Here is a 16,164-nt window from a genome sequence, read left to right as displayed (position 1 = left end):
GCCCGGGGTCTTCGATTTACATGCCGGGCAGGCCGAGGCCGCCGGTCATGCCGCCGATGGCGTCGCCGAGCGGGCCCATCTTCTCGGCGGCGAGGCGCTTGGCATCCGCGTTGGCGGCCTGGACCGCAGCGAGGATGAGGTCTTCGAGGGTCTCGACATCGTCGGGGTCGATCGCCTTCGGGTCGATCTTGACGCCCTTGAGCTCGCCGTCGCCGGTGACCGTGGCGCTCACGAGCCCGCCGCCGGCGGAGGCCGTGACCTCGGACTCGGCCAGCTCGGCCTGGGCCTGCATCATGTCGGCCTGCATCTGCTGCGCCTGCTGCAGCATCTTCTGCAGGTCTCCTCCTGCGAACATGTCCATGTCACTCCTCGCCGTCGGCTCCGGGTCTCCTAGGTGTCCCGCCAGCCTAGCCGTCTCGGGCGACATCTGTGTTGTGGCGGGCGACCGAGGTGGTTCCTCGGCCGCCCGCGCGTTCCCCCGCGGGGCGAGGGGTGGTGGGGCACTGGGCGGGGACCGCGCGCGGGTGGCTTCCCGCGCGCGGCCTCGGTATGGCGACGTTCGCGAATCCCCTTATGTCGCCGCCATCCCGCCGGTGCCCGATGGCGTTTTTTGCTATCTACTACAACACGAGGGGTAGTGGAGCGGCAACAGAAGTTTCCCGCCTGTGGATAACTCAGGAGGAAACTGATGTAAGCGCAGGTGAATCGCTTGTGGATAACTTTTTGCGAGCGGGACTCAGGCGATCTGCTTGGCGCTGAAGGCGGTCGTCAGGAGCTGCACGGCCTGCTCCTCGCTCGTGCCGAAGCCGCCCGGGGCGACAGGGTCGTCAGGGCTCGGCTCGTCGTAGTCGTCCGCAGGGGGCTCCTCGAAGGACTCCGCGGCGGGAGGCGGGGCCTGGCGGGACGGCGCGCGCTGCGGCCGTGCGCTCGGCGCCTGGCCGCTCGACGGCCCCGCAGGCGCGGGGCGGCTCGGCGCCGGGCTAGGCGCCGGTCCCGTTCCCGCTTTTGGGAGGCTGCCGGCCTCCCCCACCTCGCACCGGATCTTCCAGTTGCCGCCGAGGACGTCGTTGAGGACCCCCACGACGATCCCGTACGCGGGCTCCTTCTGCAGGTTCTCCGCATGGAAGGAGTGCTTGAAGGCGAGCACCACTTCGTTGTCCGTGGCGTCCGCGATCGTCGCATCCTGCAGCAGCGCCGCGGTGGTGCGCTTCTTGTCCTTGACCGCCATCATGATCCGGTCCCACTGGCGCCGGATCGAAGCGGCCGAGGCGCCGCCGGACTCGGCCACCGGCGCGTACGCCGGGGCCGTCGGCTCTGGGGCCGGGACGGGCTCGGCGTCGGCCCAGTCGTCAACGGGCGCCACCGGCTCGGAGGCCGGCGCGGGCCGCGGAGGGCTCGCCTGCGGGGCTTCCTCTTCCCACGGCGGCACGGCGACCGGCCCGGTCGGTGCGGCGGCCACGGTGTCTTCCACAGGCGGTGCCGGGACCGGGACAGAGGCTGCAGCAGGAGTCGACGCAGCGGGCTCGGCGGTCTTCGCCAGCGCGGCGCGCGCCGCTGCCGCGCCGGTGGTGCCGCCGGTCGAGGTGTCGCGTGCCGGTGCGGCGAAGGCGGCTCCGGCGGCGCGCTGTTCGAGGGTCTCGAGGCGCTGGGTGAGGCCGGCCATCGATTCGTCGGAGCCGGGCAGGATGGCGCGGACGCAGGCGAGTTCGAGGAGGAGGCGGGGGGCGGTGGCGCCGCGCATACCGGCGAGTCCGGCGGCGATGACCTCGGCCATGCGGGTGAGGGTGGAGGTGCCCATGCGGGTGGCCTGGCTGGTCATCTTGGCGAGCTGGTCGGCGGGGGCGTCGACGAGTCCGTTGGAGCCGGCGTCGGGGACCTGGTGGAGGACGATGAGGTCGCGGAGGCGTTCGAGGAGGTCGCCGGCGAAGCGGCGGGGGTCGTGGCCGCCTTCGACGACGCGTTCGACGACTTCCATGACGGCGCGGCCGTCGGCGGCGGCGAAGGCTTCGCACATTTCGTCGAGGAGTCCGGCGTCGGTGACGCCGAGGAGTCCGGCGGCGCGTTCGTAGGTGACGCCTTCGGGTCCGGCGCCGGCGATGAGCTGGTCGAGGACGGAGAGGGTGTCGCGGGCGGAGCCGCCGCCGGCGCGGACGACGAGGGGGAGGACGTCGTCGGCGACGACGGCGCCTTCTTCGTCGCAGAGTTTGCGGCAGAGTTCGCGCATGGCGGGCGGGGCGATGAGGCGGAAGGGGTAGTGGTGGGTGCGGGAGCGGATGGTCGGGAGGACCTTGTCCGGTTCGGTGGTGGCGAAGATGAAGAGGACGTATTCGGGGGGTTCTTCGACGAGTTTGAGGAGGGCGTTGAAGCCTGCGGCGGTGACCATGTGGGCTTCGTCGATGATGTAGATCTTGAAGCGGGAGTCGACGGGGGCGAAGACGGCGCGTTCGCGCAGTTCGCGGGCGTCGTCGACGCCGCCGTGGCTGGCGGCGTCGATTTCGATGACGTCGACGGAGCCGTGGCCGTCGGCGGCGAGGGCGCGGCAGGAGCGGCATTCGCCGCAGGGTTCGGGGGTGGGGCCTTGGGCGCAGTTGAGGGAGCGGGCGAGGATGCGGGCGGAGGAGGTCTTGCCGCAGCCGCGGGGTCCTGAGAAGAGGTAGGCGTGGTTGAGGCGCCCGGCGCGGATGGCGTTGATGAGCGGTTCGGTGACGTGCTCTTGGCCTACGACCTCGGCGAAGGTCTGCGGCCGGTATTTGCGGTACAGCGCGAGTGCCACGTCTTCCTCCTGCTGGCCGGGGCTCTTCCGTTCCTGCCAGGGTACGGCCTGGGTCCGACGTTCGGCGGTGCGACCGCCGGTCTGGGGCCTGTCCCACGCATTGGTGCGGCGCGGGTGGGCCGGGAGGGCGGGTCGGGGTGGGGTCGGGGTCGTCCGGGCGTGCGAACCCGGTGATTTCGGACGTCTGGAGGGGTGGCCACACTCACGAGCAAGCGGTATCCTCTAGAAGCACCAACGTATTTAAACGTTTCAATAGAAGGAGTTCCCCCTTGCGTTCTCCCACACCGCACCGCCCGCGGCTCGCACGCTGGCTGGCCGCCGCCGTGGTCGCCGTCTGCACCGCCGCGGGCCTCACCGCGCTCACCGCCTCCCCGGCCGCCGCCGTGGAGACCAACACCTGGTACCGGATCGTCAACGACCAGTCCGGCCTCGCCGTCAGCATCCAGAACAGCGCCACCACCGCGGGCGCCCTGACAGTGCTGGCCACGCCCTCCAACGCCACCAACCAGCAGTTCCGCTTCGTCGACTCCGGCGGCGGCTACTACCGGATCCAAGCCCGGCACTCGAATCAGGTACTCGACGTCTACGCCAAATCCACCGCGAACGGCGCCGACGTCGTGCAGTGGACGGACAACAACGGCACCAACCAGCAGTGGCAGGTCAACGACCAGTCCGACGGCAGCGTCGAGCTCGTGAACCGCAACTCGGGCAAGGCCCTCGACAACTGGGAGGGCGCGACCGCCCCCGGCAGCCGCGTCTCGCAGTACACCCGCAACAACCTCGAGACGCAGCACTGGAAGCTCGTGCCGGTCGGCACGGGCGGCACGGCCGGGAACGGCTCCCTCACCGACGCGAACGTCCAGTTCTACGGCCGCTGGGACAAGGACAACGCGACCTTCTACCAGATGGGCTGGGCCGGCGGCTACGTCGAGACCGCCTTCACCGGCTCCTCGATCGGCGTGCGACTGCGCAACACCATCGACATGTGGTACTCGATCGACGGCGGCAACGAGACCTGGATGCGGAACGTCTCCGGGAACGTGACCGTCAGGAGCGGCCTCAGCGGCACCCACACGATCCGCATCGGCTTCCGCGAGCGGGCCGGCTCCTACACCGGCGACCCGTCCTTCGGCGGGTTCATCCTCGCCTCGGGCGGCGCGACCAGCGCGACCGTGCGGCCCGACACGCACATCGAGTTCATCGGCGACTCCATCACCGTGGGCCAGCCGAACGCCAACCGTCCCTTCTCGACGTACGCGTGGAACTCGGCCGAAGCGGTCGGCGCGTCCCACATGCAGGTCGCCGAGGGCGGGGCGTGCGTCTCCACCACCGACTGCCGCGGCATGGTCGACTGGTTCATGCGCACCACCAACCAGGACGCCAACGACATGTGGGAGTTCAACACCTACGAGACCGACCTGGTCGTCATCAACCTGGGCACCAACAACAAGGTGTCGGCGGCGCAGTTCCAGGCCGACTACATCCTGCTGCTGCAGCGGGTCCGGCAGCACTACCCGAACGCGGAGATCCTCGCGATGGGCGTCTTCCGCGAGCGCCTGCTCACGGAGGTCCAGAACGCCGTCGCCAACCGCAACAACGCCGGTGACGCGAAGGTCCACTACGTCGACACGCGAGGCTGGGTCAACCCGGCCACCGACACCAGCGACAACGTGCACCCGCACGACGCCGGCCATGCGAAGATCGCGGGCCTGCTGACGCCGGTCCTGCGCCAGTACCTGTAGCGGAGAGGAGCGGTGCCCCGGCCGGTCGGCCGGGGCACCGCTTTCACTACATGAACTGACCGTTCGGTGACGGGACCTATTGCGCGGCAAGCGCTTCGGTCGGTGAGAGCCGGGACGCCCGGATCGCCGGGTAGAGCCCCGCGACCGCGCCGATGAACAGCGTCGCACCGACACCGCCCGCGCTCGCCCAGTACGGCACCACGGCGGGCCAGCCCTGCGAGGACGCGTACCCGGCGGTGACGATGGTCCCGATGAGCACCCCGCCCAGGCCGCCCAGGGCACTGAGCAGCAGCGACTCCGCGAGGAACTGCACCCGCACCTGGCCGCGCGTCGCCCCCAGCGACCGTCGCAGCCCGATCTCACTGCGCCGCTCCAGGACCGAGATCACCATCGTGTTCGCGACGCCGACCCCGCCGACGAGCAGCGCGACCGCGCCGAGCCCCAGCAGCATCCCGGTGAACGCCGAGTCCACCGCCTGCTGCGCCTCGAGCGCGTCAGAGGGCCGCGACACCGACATCTCGTCGGGCGCCGACGGATCGGCCGTCGCCGCGAGCACGTTCGCGACATCGACCACGTAAGCGTCCTCGGCGCGGGTGTACACCGTGGTCGCGTGCCCGTCGAACCCGAGGTACGTCGCCGCTGACTCCCAGCCGACCAGCGCCGTCAGGTCGAGTTCCGGCGCGAGCGTCACCGGTTCGAGGACGCCCACCACCGAGAACCACTGCCCGCCGATGTAGACGTCCACGCCGGCGCCGGTGATCCCCAGCTGCTCGGCGGCGCTCGCTCCGAGCACCACCGCCGGGTACCGGGACGTGGCCTCGTTGAGCCACACCCCGTCAGCGAGCTCCGCGCCCACCGTGTCGAGCAGGGCCAGTTCGGCCGCCTGCACGGTCATGCCGCCGCTCTGCGCCTCGGGAATCCGGTCCGACCGGTACACGTTCACGTCGGGCACCTGGCCGGTCGCCGCGACCTGCGTGACCGGCGCGATCCGGCCGATCATCGACACCGCCTCGTACGGCAGCACCCCGACCTCGCCGCTCATCATCGACGTGCCCGGCGAGACCGTGAGCAGGTTCGTGCCCAGGGCCGCGAGCTGCCGGTCGAGCTCGGCCCGGCTCGACGACGAGATCCCGACGACCGCGATCATCGCCGCGATCCCGATCGCGATCCCCAACGCGGACAACCACGCCCGCAGCGGCCGCGTGCGCAGTCCGGTGGCCCCCACCCGCAGTACGTCGCCGGGCCGCATCCGGGCCGCCCGCAGCGACTTCGCGGAAGGCTCCGCCGGATCGGACGCCCGCAGCGACCGCATCCGGCGAGAGCCCTTCGCTCGCCGCCGGGAAGCTGCGGGCGCCGCAGGACCGGTCGGCGCCGGAGGCGGCCCGGGCGGTGCATCCGATGCCGGTTCGAGCGGGACGGCGCGCGGTGCCGGTCCGAGCGGATCGCCCGGTAGTGCGGCGTCCGGCTGCGGTCGCGAACCCGCGCCTGCGGCCGTGCTCGCTGCCGCTCCGTCCAACTCCGGCTGCGGATCCGGCGAGTCATTCTGTGGCGACGCGCCCTGCTGCGGTCGCGAACGCGCCCTCGCGAATCGGCTCGGTGCTCCCGGCCCGTCAGTGTTCAGTTGCGGGTCGAGCGAGGGACCCGGTGACGGCGTGCCCGGCTGCGGTCGCGAAGGCGTGCTCGCGGCGCGAGCCGGTGCCGCCGCGCCGGCGGCGTTCGGATCCGGCGAGCCACCCTGTGGCAACGCGCCCGCGGCCCGGCTCGGTGTCACCGGCCCGTCGGCCTTCGGCGTCGGGTCGTCGGCGCTCGGTGCCGACTCGGCCGGTCCGAACCGTGCAGGCCGGTCGGGCCCGCGCGGTTCCCGTCGGCCTCCGGGTGTGTCGGTCCCGGCCGCTTTCGGTGCCGGCGGGGCGGGGATCGGCGGGGGCGGCCAGCCGCCGGGCGGCGGCTCCTCGCCGCGTCCCGGACCCGTTGGGGGCGTTGACATTCAGACCACCTCTCCGTCGCGCATCGCAACCTGCCGCGGCAGCGACCGCGCGATGTCCTGGTCGTGTGTGATGACCACGACGGTGGTGCCGGCCTCGTGCAGCTCGTGCAGCAGCGCCATCACGCCGGACCCGGACACCGAATCGAGGTTCCCCGTCGGCTCGTCCGCGAGCAGCACCGCCGGTTCGCCGACGATCGCCCGCGCCACCGCCACCCGCTGGCGCTCGCCGCCGGAGAGCTCGTTCGGCAAGTGGTCCAGGCGGTGCCCGAGCCCGACCTTCTCCAAGGCCTCGGCGGCACGGGCCCGCCGGTCCGGTCCGCGCCGCCCCGAATAGAGCAGCCCGTCCGCGACGTTGTCGAGCACCTGCTGGCCCACCGCGAGGTGGAACTGCTGGAACACGAACCCGATCCTGGTGGCGCGCAGCGCAGACAGCTGCTTGTCGCGCAGCCGCGCCACATCGAACCCGTCGATGCGCACCGTGCCCTCACTGGGCCGGTCGAGCGTGCCGATGAGGTGCAGCATCGTCGACTTGCCCGAGCCCGAAGGGCCGACGATCGCGCACATCTCCCCCGCGTCGATCCGCAGGGAGACGCCGCGCAGCGCCCGCACCCCGCCCGGATAGGTCTTCGAGACCCCGTCGAGCTCGACCACCGGCCGCGGCCCGGACGGCGCCTCGACCTCGGCAGCGGTGTCCGCGAGGGCGCTCATGAGGGCACCACCACGGCCATGCCCGCTTCGAGGCCCTCGCCGCTGACTTCCACCGAACCGTCGGCGAACAGGCCCGTGTCGACCGCGATGATCTCGGTCGTGCCGCCCGCGGCGATCTCGAGCCCGTACCCGCCGCCGTTGAGCCCGAGCAGGGCCTCCACGGGAACGGTGAGCACGTCTTCGGCCGTGTCGCCGGCGAAGCCGACGTCGACGGCGGCCTGGTCGAGGCCGTCGAACACCGCCGGGTCGTCGGCCGCGACCGTCACCTCGAGGTACGTGGTGGCCTCGCTGTCGCCGTCCGCCTCGCTCACCAGGGTCTCGGCGTCGGCGATGGTGCCGGTCGCCTGGGTGCCGTCCGGGAGGGTGATCGCGACGGCCTCGCCGACGGTGACCAGCTCCTGGTCCTCAAGGTCGACCTCGACCGTGACGACCTTGTCGAGGCCCGTGTAGTCGAGCACCGGCGAGCCCGGCTGCGCCGGGTCGCCCGGTTCCACGCCGACCGTGTCGACGCGGACCTCGCCCGGGGCGTAGACGACCTGGCCGAGCTCGACCGTGCCGGTCTCGGTCAAGCCGAGGTCGTCCTGCCACTCCTCGACCGCTTCGGCGGTCGCGTCCGTGTACTCGTCGTCGACGGTGAACCCGTCGTAGCCGAGCTTCGACAGGTTCTCCTCGAACTGCTCCACGTCGGCGCCCTCGGCGCCGGGCGTCAAAGACCGGTACGCGGGCAGGTCCCCGTAGAGGAGGGTCACTGGCTGATCGTCCACTGAGTACAGTTCGCCGCCCCGTTCGATCACGTCGCCCGCCTTCGGCAGCGCCGTGAAGGTGCCGCCGCGCAGGCAGTCGAGGCCGATCACGTCCCCGAAGCCGAGATCCCCGGAGACCGTGACGGTCTCGGTGAGCGTCTGCTGCACGACCTCCGCGGTCGCCGGGGTCTCCTGCGACGCGCCCGCCTCGGCCTCCTCGAAGAACGCCCGCGGGTCGAACCCGAGGGCGGCCGCACCCGCCCCGGCGGCGGCCACCACCACGGCGGTCACGGCCACGACCTTCCCGGCACCGCCCTTGCGGCGCTTGCGGGTCATCACTCGTCCCCGCCGTCGTCCGCCGGGCCTTCGCCGCGCTCGGGGCGCAGCTCCGAGCAGGCCTCGTCGGCCGCCTGGAACTCGTCGCTCTCGGGGTCGAAGCCCATGTCGCCGTTCATCATGATCCCGCCGTTCGGCTGCGGGTCCGGGAACTCCGGAACGCCGTTCTCCCGCATGCACGCGGCGTACGCGAGCAGCGCCTCGTAGATCTCGGGGTCGATCGTCGCGCCCTCCTTGGGGCCGGGCGTCAAGTCCTCGCAGGCCTCCTCGGCCGCCTTGAACTCCTCCGACTCGGGGTCGATGCCCTCGGGCAGGCCCAACCGCATGCCCTCGCCGTCCTGCTCAGGGTCGGGGAACTCCGCGACCCCGTTCTCGCGCATGCACTCCGAATAGGCCAGGGCCTCCTCGAAACCGTCCAGTTCCTCGCCTTCGCCCGCACCCTCGCTCGCCGACTCCGACGCCGTGCCGCCGGCGTCGGCCACACCGCCGCCGTCGTCGCCGTCGCCGCCGCAGGCGGCCGCTGAGAGGGCCAGCAGGCCTAGGAGGAGTGCGATCATCTGTCGCCGCATGAATGTTCGTCCTTTCACCGCCGCCGGGGAGGTCCCGGCGGCAGCACCAGTACAACCGCGGCGGCGTTGCCCGGCCGTAAGCCGAAACGGCAACGCCCCGGCAATGCGGGGCGGGCCATGATGGGGGGATGAGAATCCTGGTGGTGGAGGACGAGCCGCTGCTCGCCGATGCCGTGGCCGAGTGGCTGCGCGGTGAGTCGCATGCGGTGGACATCGCGTTCGACGGGGCGGCGGCGCTCGAACGGTTCAGCGTCAACGACTACGACGTCGTCGTCCTCGACCGGGACCTGCCCGGGGTGCACGGCGACCAGGTGTGCCGGACGATCGCGGCCGAGCACGGCGACACGCGGGTGCTCATGCTGACGGCCGCGTCGGACATCGACGACCGGGTCACCGGCCTCGCGCTCGGCGCGGACGACTACCTGCCGAAACCGTTCGCATTCCGGGAGCTCGCGGCGCGCGTGGCCGCACTGGGCCGGCGGGCCCGGCCGGCGGCGCCACCAGTGCTCTCGCGGGCCGGCATCACCCTCGACACGCACCTGCACCAGGTGTTCCGCGACGGCCGCTACGTGCCGTTGTCACGCAAGGAGTTCGCGGTCCTCGCAGAACTCCTGCGAGCGGACGGCGCGCCCGTCTCGGCCGAGCAGCTGCTCGAGAAGGCCTGGGACGAGCACACCGACCCGTTCACGCAGGCGGTGCGCATGACCATCCTCAAGCTCAGGCGCAAACTCGGCGACCCGCCGGTGGTCCTGACCGAGCCCGGCGTGGGCTACCACCTCAAATGAGCGGGACACCACCTGACATGAAGCACCGCATCCGACTCACGCTCCGTGCCCGCCTGACCCTGGTGTACGGCGGGCTGTTCCTCGCCGGCGGGGCACTGCTCCTGGTCCTCACCTACAGCCTCGTCGAGCAGGGCATCCCCGATGAGGGGACGATCGTCCGCGGCTTCGACTCGTCCGGAGAGGAGATCCCCCTTCCCGAATCCGACCAGTCGCTGACAGAGGCGCAGCATCTGCGGCTCATCGCCACGAACGAAGTATGGGCCGAGGCGCTCGACGCCATCCGCAACCAGGGCCCGCAGGCACTCCTGCTGGTCAGCCTCGGCACGATCGCGATCGGCTGGCTCGTGGCCGGGCGGATGCTGCGGCCACTACAGCGGGTGACCGACACCGCGGCGCAGATCGCCGAGTCCCCCGCGGCCGACCGGGGCCTGCACCAGCGCATCAAGGTGAGCGGTCCGCGCGACGAACTGCGGGAGCTCTCGGAGACGTTCAACCGGATGCTGGAACGACTCGACCAGTCCTTCGACGGCCAGCGCACCTTCATCTCCAACGCCTCCCATGAGCTGCGGACCCCGCTGACGGTGACGCGGGCGCTCCTGGAGGTGGCGGTGCACCGTCCGGACGCGTCCGAGGAGGTGCGGCTGCTGGGCGGCACGCTGCTGGAGGTGAACGCGCGGCACGAGCGGCTCATCGAGGGGCTGCTGCTGCTCATGCGCTCGGACCGCGAGCTCGCGGAGCGGTCGTACGTGGACCTGTCGGACGTGGCCGAGTACGTGGTGGCCCAGACGCCTGCGGGCGGGGTCGCGGTGTCGGCCGACTGCGAGGAGGCGCCGACGCTGGGCGAGTCGGTGCTGCTGGAGCGGCTGGCGCAGAACCTGGTGGAGAACGCGATCCGCTACAACGTGCCGGAGGACGGCTGGGTGCGGGTGTCGACCCGCCGCGAGGGCGCCTCGGCGGTCCTGGAGGTCGTGAACTCCGGACCCGTGGTGCCGGTGTTCGAGGTCGAGGGCCTGTTCGAGCCGTTCCGGCGCCTGGGGACCGAGCGGCTGGCCACCGCATCGAAAGGGGCCGGTCTCGGCCTGTCCATCGTGCGCGCGGTCGCGAAGGCCCACGGCGGCGAGGTCACAGCGGCAGCCCGCGCTGAGGGGGGCCTGGCGGTCACGGTGCGACTGCCGGTCGCAGGCGACTGACCGGGAAACGACAAAGGCCCCGGTTGCACCGGGGCCTTTCATGTTGGAGCCGCCTGACGGAATCGAACCGTCGACCTTGTTATTACGAGTAACACGCTCTACCGACTGAGCTAAGGCGGCGGGGTCCCTCACGCACCCGACAGAGCCCGCTTATCCTTGCTGCCTTCCGGCCCTGGGGAGGTTCACAAGATGACGCCGCATGAGGGACGGGCGAAAGTCTACCCCACGCCTCCGCCGCCACTGAACCGGGAACGCCCCGATCGGGCGGGATGCAGTGCAGGTCACCTCGATCAACCCGGTTGGAAGTCGCCGGGGGCATCCGGTAAGGTCTTCCGCGGAGGATTCGCATAGTGGCCTAGTGCGCACGCTTGGAAAGCGTGTTGGGTTAACGCCCTCAGGGGTTCGAATCCCCTATCCTCCGCCAATTGGTGAGAAGAGAGAAGCCGGAGCAGGCGCTCCGGCTTTTTTCGTGCCCTGGGGTTGACCCGGTTTCAGTCGCGGGAGGCGAGGCGGGCCTGGGCTTCGCCGAGTTCGGCGCGGAGGCGGCGGTTCTCCAGTTCCATGTCGAGGACGAGCTTGACGCCGGCGAGGTTGAGGCCGGCGGCGAGGAGTTCGCCGATGCGGCGGACGCGGTCGATGTCGTCGTCGCTGTAGCGGCGGGTGCCTCCGGAGGTGCGGCGGGGCTCGACGAGGCCGCGCGCCTCGTAGACGCGCAGGGTCTGCGGGGCCAGGTTCAGCAGCTCGGCCGCGACCGAGATGCCGTAGACGGCATGGTCGGGGGCGGGCCGGGCGGCGGGCTGCGGCTGGCGGTCCAAGTGCTCCTCCATCACTACGGGAACGTACCCCACTAGTTTATCTGCAACCCTTGGCTGGACGAAATCTCCATCGTGTGTTATATATTTTTCGTATCGATCGTAAGCACTCTCATTGCAGGAGGTGACCTGGCGATGCTGATGCGCACGGACCCGTTCCGCGAGCTCGACCGTCTCGCACAGCAGCTGCTCGGACAGAACGACACCCGGCTGGCCATGCCGATGGACGCGTGGAAGGAGGGCCACCGGTTCAAGGTGGAGCTCGACCTGCCCGGCGTCCGGGAGGACGACATCGACCTCGAGGTCGAGCGCAACGTCCTCACCGTCAAGGCCGAGCGCCGCACTGTCGACAACGGCAATGCCGCGAACGGCGACCGCGAGATCATCCACGCCGAACGCCCGGCGGGCACGTTCATGCGGCAGATCTTCCTCAGCGACGCCCTCGACACCGAGCACGTCGAAGCGGCCTACCGGGACGGCGTTCTCACGCTGACGATCCCCTTGGCCGAGGAGGCCAAGCCCCGCAAGGTGCTCGTCGGCAGCGGCAAGCAGGCCATCGAGCAGTAGCCAGCCGCGCCCGGTCGCGGCGCGCCCGCGACCGGGCCGGCACCCGGACGGGAGGAACACGATGTGCGGCAACGTCTACTACTCGCTCGGCGGCATCCCCGACTACGAACTGGTCTGCGACCACTGCGGCGCCCGGTTCGACTGCGGGGACGACTCCTACTACAGCTGGCCGGTGCTGTGCGACGCCGCCGAGGCCGAGGGCTGGCTGGTCCGGCCGGGCCTGGACGGCGAGCACGTGTGCGCCCGCTGCGCGAGCCCGCTCGGGCAGCGCGACCGCCGCCGGCTCGCCGCGGTATGACGAAGGGGGCGGGACCTCGCGGTCCCGCCCCCTTGTTCGCTCTATCGGCTGCCGCGGTTAAGCGGCGCCGCCCTGGCCGACCTGGCCGCCGCGCGGCCCGGCCCCCGGGCTCTTCGGCGGCATCGTGCCGGTACCGGCTCCCGGGCTCTTGGGAGCCCGCTCGCCGGCCAGCTCGGCCGGAGGCGTGTCCGGGACGCTCGCGGGCTTGTCGGCGCCCCTGAACGTCAGGTTCGTCTTCTCGACGTCCTTCGGGTCGCCGTCGACGTCCACGATCACGATCTGGCCGGGCACGAACTCGTTGAAGAGGATCTTCTCCGAGAGCGTGTCCTCGATCTCGCGCTGGATCGTGCGGCGCAGCGGCCGCGCGCCCATGACCGGGTCGTAGCCCTTGTGGCCCAGGTACAGCTTCGCGGCGTCCGTCAGCTCCAGGGCCATGTCGCGGTTCGCGAGCTGGTCCTCGATGCGCTTGACCATGAGGTCGACGATCGCGACGATCGCGTCCTGCGTGTGCTTGGGGAACACGATGGTGTCGTCGATGCGGTTCAGGAACTCGGGGCGGAAGTGGTTCTTCAGCTCCTCCGAGACCTTCTCCTTCATCCGGTCGTAGTCGCCGCCCTCGGACGCGTCCGACTGGAAGCCCAGGGAGACGGCCTTGCCGACGTCCTTGGTGCCGAGGTTGGTGGTCAGGATGATCACCGTGTTCTTGAAGTCCACGATGCGGCCCTGGCCGTCGGTCAGGCGACCGTCCTCCAGGATCTGCAGGAGCGTGTTGAACACGTCCGGGTGGGCCTTCTCGATCTCGTCGAACAGGACCACGGAGAACGGCTTGCGGCGCACCTTCTCGGTGAGCTGGCCGCCCTCGTCGTACCCGACGTACCCGGGAGGCGCACCGACGAGGCGCGACACCGTGTACCGGTCGTGGAACTCGGACATGTCGAGCTGGATCAGCGAGTCCTCGGAGCCGAACAGGAACTCCGCGAGCGCCTTCGCCAGTTCGGTCTTGCCGACACCGGACGGGCCGGCGAAGATGAACGAACCGGAGGGGCGCTTGGGGTCCTTGAGCCCGGCGCGGGTGCGGCGGATCGCCTTCGAGACGGCCTTGACGGCGTCCTCCTGGCCGATGATCCGCTTGTGGATCTCCTCCTCCATCTTCAGCAGACGGGAGGTCTCCTCCTCAGTGAGCTTGTAGACCGGGATGCCGGTCCAGTTCGCGAGGACCTCGGAGATCATCTCCTCGTCGACCTCGGTGACCTGGTCGAGGTCGCCGGCCTTCCACTCCTGCTCGCGCTTGGCGCGCTTCTCGTGGAGGCGCTTCTCGGTGTCGCGCAGGCGCGCGGCGGCCTCGAAGTCCTGGGCGTCGATCGCCGACTCCTTCTGGCGGCGCGTCTCCGCGATCTCCTCGTCGATCTCGCGGAGGTCCGGCGGTGCGGTCATGCGGCGGATGCGCATTCTCGCGCCGGCCTCGTCGATGAGGTCGATGGCCTTGTCCGGCAGGAACCGGTCCGAGATGTAGCGGTCCGCGAGGGTCGCGGCCTGCACCAGGGCGCCGTCCGTGATGGAGACGCGGTGGTGGGCCTCGTACCGGTCGCGCAGGCCCTTGAGGATCTCGATGGTGTGCGCCAGCGACGGCTCGGCCACCTGGATCGGCTGGAAGCGGCGCTCCAGGGCGGCGTCCTTCTCGAGGTACTTGCGGTACTCGTCGAGGGTGGTCGCGCCGATGGTCTGCAGCTCGCCGCGGGCCAGCATGGGCTTGAGGATCGAGGCCGCGTCGATCGCGCCCTCGGCGGCCCCCGCACCGACGAGGGTGTGGATCTCGTCGATGAACAGGATGATGTCGCCGCGGGTCTTGATCTCCTTGAGGACCTTCTTCAGGCGCTCTTCGAAGTCGCCGCGGTAGCGCGACCCGGCGACCAGGGCGCCGAGGTCGAGCGTGTACAGCTGCTTGTCCTTGAGGGTCTCGGGGACCTCGCCCTTGGTGATCGCCTGCGCGAGGCCCTCGACGGCGGCGGTCTTGCCGACGCCGGGCTCGCCGATGAGCACCGGGTTGTTCTTGGTGCGGCGGGACAGGACCTGCATGACGCGTTCGATCTCGCGCTGGCGCCCGATCACGGGGTCGAGCTTGCCGTCGCGCGCGGCCTGCGTGAGGTTGCGGCCGAACTGGTCGAGCACGAGCGAACCGGACTGCTGCGCCTCCTGGGAGGTGCCGCCGGCGGTCGCGCCCGCGGGCTCCTTGCCCTGGTAGCCGGAGAGCAGCTGCAGCACCTGCTGGCGGACGCGGTTGAGGTCCGCGCCGAGCTTGATGAGGACCTGGGCGGCGACGCCCTCGCCCTCGCGGATCAGGCCGAGCAGGATGTGCTCGGTCCCGATGTAGTTGTGGCCGAGCTGCAGCGCCTCGCGCAGGCTCAGCTCGAGCACCTTCTTCGCCCGCGGGGTGAAGGGGATGTGCCCGGACGGGGCCTGCTGGCCCTGGCCGATGATCTCCTCGACCTGCTGGCGGACGCCTTCCAGGGAGATGCCCAGGCTCTCCAGGGCCTTCGCCGCCACGCCCTCGCCCTCGTGGATGAGGCCGAGCAGGATGTGTTCCGTGCCGATGTAGTTGTGGTTGAGCATCCTGGCCTCTTCTTGAGCCAAGACGACCACGCGTCGGGCACGGTCCGTAAACCGTTCAAACATGCGCTTCCGCTCCTCGCACCGCTAATACACGGCTCGCCAGCTTCGCCGAGGTGGCGCCGCTACTTGTCGTCGTTACTGGTCGTGGCTTGCAAAACCCTGTGGGTACACCTTATCTCCCGGGTCCGCGGACGACGGGTGCCACGTGGGTGACAACAAGCGTGCCTCTTCGACCATTCCAGGTGATAACAGGTTCGCTGTGAGCGCAATACCCCTCTCCCCGCCGCGGCAATCCAATGGTGCCCGAGGGGTGTGACACCCCGGCCGACTCATCGTCCCAAGGAACGGAACGCCGCCGCCGTTCCGCGCCGGAATTCGCTGCGTGCCCGCGACGCCGTTCGCAGTGCGATCGGCGGTGCCGTTCGCTGCGCGACTGGATCGCTGTTCGCTGCACGAAAATGCCCGCTCCCCAGGGGAGAGCGGGCATGGAAGTCGGTTCGCCGGGTGCCTGACTAGTTGTGCGCGGCGTTGTATTCCTCGACGATGGCCTGCGGGATGCGCCCGCGGGGCGAGACGCGCTTGCCGCTGCGCTCGGCCCACTCGCGGATGGCCTTGTTCTGCTCGCGGTCCACGGTCTGGCGGCGGGGGGCGACGGCGCCGCGGACCGGGCCGCGGGGAGCGCCCAGGCTGTAACGGCCGAGTCGGGTGCCGGCCTCCTGGAACTTCTCCAAGGCGTCGCGCAGTTCCTTGGCATGACCGGCCGAGAGATCGATCTCGTAGGCCTGTCCGTCGATAGCGAATTTGACGGTCTCCTCAGCCTTGCTGCCGTCGATATCGTCGATCAGGATGACCTGTGTCTTCTTCGCCATGGCAAATTCCTCTCGAACTGTAGCGACTACCGCTGCCGGGACAACCGTCTTGCTAGTGCCAGAGCATATACGAGTCCATTAGCGAAGGGAAAGAGGGTGGGCGCATCTATTTGTGAATACGCCGCTACCGTCCAGGCCACGGGCGACTTGAATGCGTCCGAGTCTCCCGGCTCCG

Annotated in this window: 13 protein-coding genes, 2 tRNA genes, 1 other RNA gene and 1 pseudogene; 6 read left to right on the top strand and 11 right to left on the bottom strand. The window is 70.5% G+C overall.

Features of this window, described 5'->3' with window-relative positions; all coding sequences use genetic code 11:
• Window positions 1-16: 16 nt before the first annotated feature.
• Window positions 17-355, bottom strand: coding sequence for a YbaB/EbfC family nucleoid-associated protein (locus tag AB0I03_RS14385; protein ID WP_360412218.1), 339 nt, complete (start codon window positions 353-355; stop codon window positions 17-19).
• 381 nt (window positions 356-736) lie between these two features.
• Window positions 737-2,773: a DNA polymerase III subunit gamma and tau gene (locus tag AB0I03_RS14380; RefSeq protein ID WP_360411868.1), complete on the bottom strand. Its 2,037-nt coding sequence runs from the start codon at window positions 2,771-2,773 to the stop codon at window positions 737-739.
• A 269-nt stretch (window positions 2,774-3,042) separates the two neighbouring features.
• Here AB0I03_RS14380 and AB0I03_RS14375 point away from each other — a divergent pair, with 269 nt between their 5' ends.
• Window positions 3,043-4,515 carry an RICIN domain-containing protein gene (locus AB0I03_RS14375; protein ID WP_360411865.1) on the top strand — a complete coding sequence of 491 codons (1,473 nt, stop codon included), beginning with the start codon at window positions 3,043-3,045 and terminating at the stop codon, window positions 4,513-4,515.
• 76 nt (window positions 4,516-4,591) lie between these two features.
• Here AB0I03_RS14375 and AB0I03_RS14370 read toward each other — a convergent pair whose 3' ends face one another.
• From AB0I03_RS14370 to AB0I03_RS14355, 4 genes are all read right to left on the bottom strand, one after another.
• A complete protein-coding gene (locus AB0I03_RS14370; protein WP_360411862.1) occupies window positions 4,592-5,827 on the bottom strand; it encodes an ABC transporter permease in 1,236 nt (411 codons plus the stop codon).
• A 675-nt stretch (window positions 5,828-6,502) separates the two neighbouring features.
• Entirely contained in the window at window positions 6,503-7,210 is a 708-nt protein-coding gene (locus AB0I03_RS14365) for an ABC transporter ATP-binding protein (RefSeq protein ID WP_360411859.1), read from the bottom strand.
• On the bottom strand, window positions 7,207-8,289 hold the full coding sequence (locus AB0I03_RS14360) for a peptidoglycan-binding protein (RefSeq protein WP_360411856.1): 1,083 nt from the start codon (window positions 8,287-8,289) through the stop codon (window positions 7,207-7,209). The genes AB0I03_RS14365 and AB0I03_RS14360 overlap by 4 nt, the downstream gene beginning before the upstream one ends.
• On the bottom strand, window positions 8,289-8,858 hold the full coding sequence (locus AB0I03_RS14355; RefSeq protein WP_360411853.1) for a hypothetical protein: 570 nt from the start codon (window positions 8,856-8,858) through the stop codon (window positions 8,289-8,291). The genes AB0I03_RS14360 and AB0I03_RS14355 overlap by 1 nt, the downstream gene beginning before the upstream one ends.
• A 128-nt stretch (window positions 8,859-8,986) precedes the next feature.
• Between AB0I03_RS14355 and AB0I03_RS14350 the strand changes: the two genes are divergently transcribed.
• The gene (locus tag AB0I03_RS14350; RefSeq protein WP_360411850.1) at window positions 8,987-9,643 is read left to right on the top strand and encodes a response regulator transcription factor; all 657 of its coding nucleotides are present in this window, start codon (window positions 8,987-8,989) and stop codon (window positions 9,641-9,643) included.
• A 17-nt stretch (window positions 9,644-9,660) separates the two neighbouring features.
• The gene (locus tag AB0I03_RS14345) at window positions 9,661-10,833 is read left to right on the top strand and encodes an ATP-binding protein (RefSeq protein ID WP_360411847.1); all 1,173 of its coding nucleotides are present in this window, start codon (window positions 9,661-9,663) and stop codon (window positions 10,831-10,833) included.
• Between the two features lie 44 nt (window positions 10,834-10,877).
• On the opposite strand, the gene AB0I03_RS14340 is transcribed toward AB0I03_RS14345, so the two are convergent.
• Window positions 10,878-10,953, bottom strand: a tRNA-Thr gene (locus tag AB0I03_RS14340).
• An RNA gene (gene ffs / locus AB0I03_RS14335) (signal recognition particle sRNA small type) lies at window positions 10,951-11,044 on the bottom strand. Before ffs ends, AB0I03_RS14340 begins: the two co-directional genes overlap by 3 nt.
• Window positions 11,045-11,169: 125 nt before the next feature.
• Here ffs and AB0I03_RS14330 point away from each other — a divergent pair.
• A tRNA-Ser gene (locus AB0I03_RS14330) sits at window positions 11,170-11,257 on the top strand.
• Between the two features lie 67 nt (window positions 11,258-11,324).
• Here AB0I03_RS14330 and AB0I03_RS14325 read toward each other — a convergent pair.
• Window positions 11,325-11,660: a MerR family transcriptional regulator gene (locus AB0I03_RS14325; RefSeq protein WP_360411844.1), complete on the bottom strand. Its 336-nt coding sequence runs from the start codon at window positions 11,658-11,660 to the stop codon at window positions 11,325-11,327.
• A gap of 120 nt (window positions 11,661-11,780) precedes the next feature.
• Here AB0I03_RS14325 and AB0I03_RS14320 point away from each other — a divergent pair, with 120 nt between their 5' ends.
• Together AB0I03_RS14320 and AB0I03_RS14315 are read left to right on the top strand one after the other, a co-directional pair.
• Window positions 11,781-12,212, top strand: coding sequence for an Hsp20/alpha crystallin family protein (locus AB0I03_RS14320; RefSeq protein ID WP_360411841.1), 432 nt, complete (start codon window positions 11,781-11,783; stop codon window positions 12,210-12,212).
• A gap of 61 nt (window positions 12,213-12,273) precedes the next feature.
• Window positions 12,274-12,510, top strand: coding sequence for a hypothetical protein (locus AB0I03_RS14315; RefSeq protein ID WP_360411838.1), 237 nt, complete (start codon window positions 12,274-12,276; stop codon window positions 12,508-12,510).
• A gap of 162 nt (window positions 12,511-12,672) precedes the next feature.
• On the opposite strand, the pseudogene AB0I03_RS14310 reads toward AB0I03_RS14315, so the two are convergent.
• A pseudogene (locus AB0I03_RS14310) lies at window positions 12,673-15,183 on the bottom strand (ATP-dependent Clp protease ATP-binding subunit); the annotation flags it as partial.
• 449 nt (window positions 15,184-15,632) lie between these two features.
• Window positions 15,633-15,989, bottom strand: coding sequence for an Lsr2 family protein (locus AB0I03_RS14305; RefSeq protein ID WP_208498769.1), 357 nt, complete (start codon window positions 15,987-15,989; stop codon window positions 15,633-15,635).
• Between the last annotated feature and the right edge of the window lie 175 nt (window positions 15,990-16,164).

Origin of the sequence: Glycomyces sp. NPDC021274 (genome assembly GCF_040641195.1) — a bacterium.
Classification (GTDB): Bacteria; Actinomycetota; Actinomycetes; order Mycobacteriales; family Micromonosporaceae; genus Glycomyces.
Note: the sequence above shows the minus strand (reverse complement) of the source record. Positions and strands in the feature narration are given on the sequence as shown.

Excerpts from the sequence above, each read along its gene's own strand:
- AB0I03_RS14355 (WP_360411853.1), bottom strand. The coding sequence starts at position 8,858 with ATGCGGCGACAGATGATCGCACTCCTCCTAGGCCTGCTGGCCCTCTCA.
- AB0I03_RS14365 (WP_360411859.1), bottom strand. The coding sequence starts at position 7,210 with ATGAGCGCCCTCGCGGACACCGCTGCCGAGGTCGAGGCGCCGTCCGGG.
- AB0I03_RS14320 (WP_360411841.1), top strand. The coding sequence starts at position 11,781 with ATGCTGATGCGCACGGACCCGTTCCGCGAGCTCGACCGTCTCGCACAG.
- AB0I03_RS14315 (WP_360411838.1), top strand. The coding sequence starts at position 12,274 with ATGTGCGGCAACGTCTACTACTCGCTCGGCGGCATCCCCGACTACGAA.
- AB0I03_RS14360 (WP_360411856.1), bottom strand. The coding sequence starts at position 8,289 with ATGACCCGCAAGCGCCGCAAGGGCGGTGCCGGGAAGGTCGTGGCCGTG.
- AB0I03_RS14350 (WP_360411850.1), top strand. The coding sequence starts at position 8,987 with ATGAGAATCCTGGTGGTGGAGGACGAGCCGCTGCTCGCCGATGCCGTG.
- AB0I03_RS14325 (WP_360411844.1), bottom strand. The coding sequence starts at position 11,660 with ATGGAGGAGCACTTGGACCGCCAGCCGCAGCCCGCCGCCCGGCCCGCC.
- AB0I03_RS14370 (WP_360411862.1), bottom strand. The coding sequence starts at position 5,827 with ATGCGGTCGCTGCGGGCGTCCGATCCGGCGGAGCCTTCCGCGAAGTCG.
- AB0I03_RS14345 (WP_360411847.1), top strand. The coding sequence starts at position 9,661 with ATGAAGCACCGCATCCGACTCACGCTCCGTGCCCGCCTGACCCTGGTG.
- AB0I03_RS14305 (WP_208498769.1), bottom strand. The coding sequence starts at position 15,989 with ATGGCGAAGAAGACACAGGTCATCCTGATCGACGATATCGACGGCAGC.
- AB0I03_RS14385 (WP_360412218.1), bottom strand. The coding sequence starts at position 355 with ATGTTCGCAGGAGGAGACCTGCAGAAGATGCTGCAGCAGGCGCAGCAG.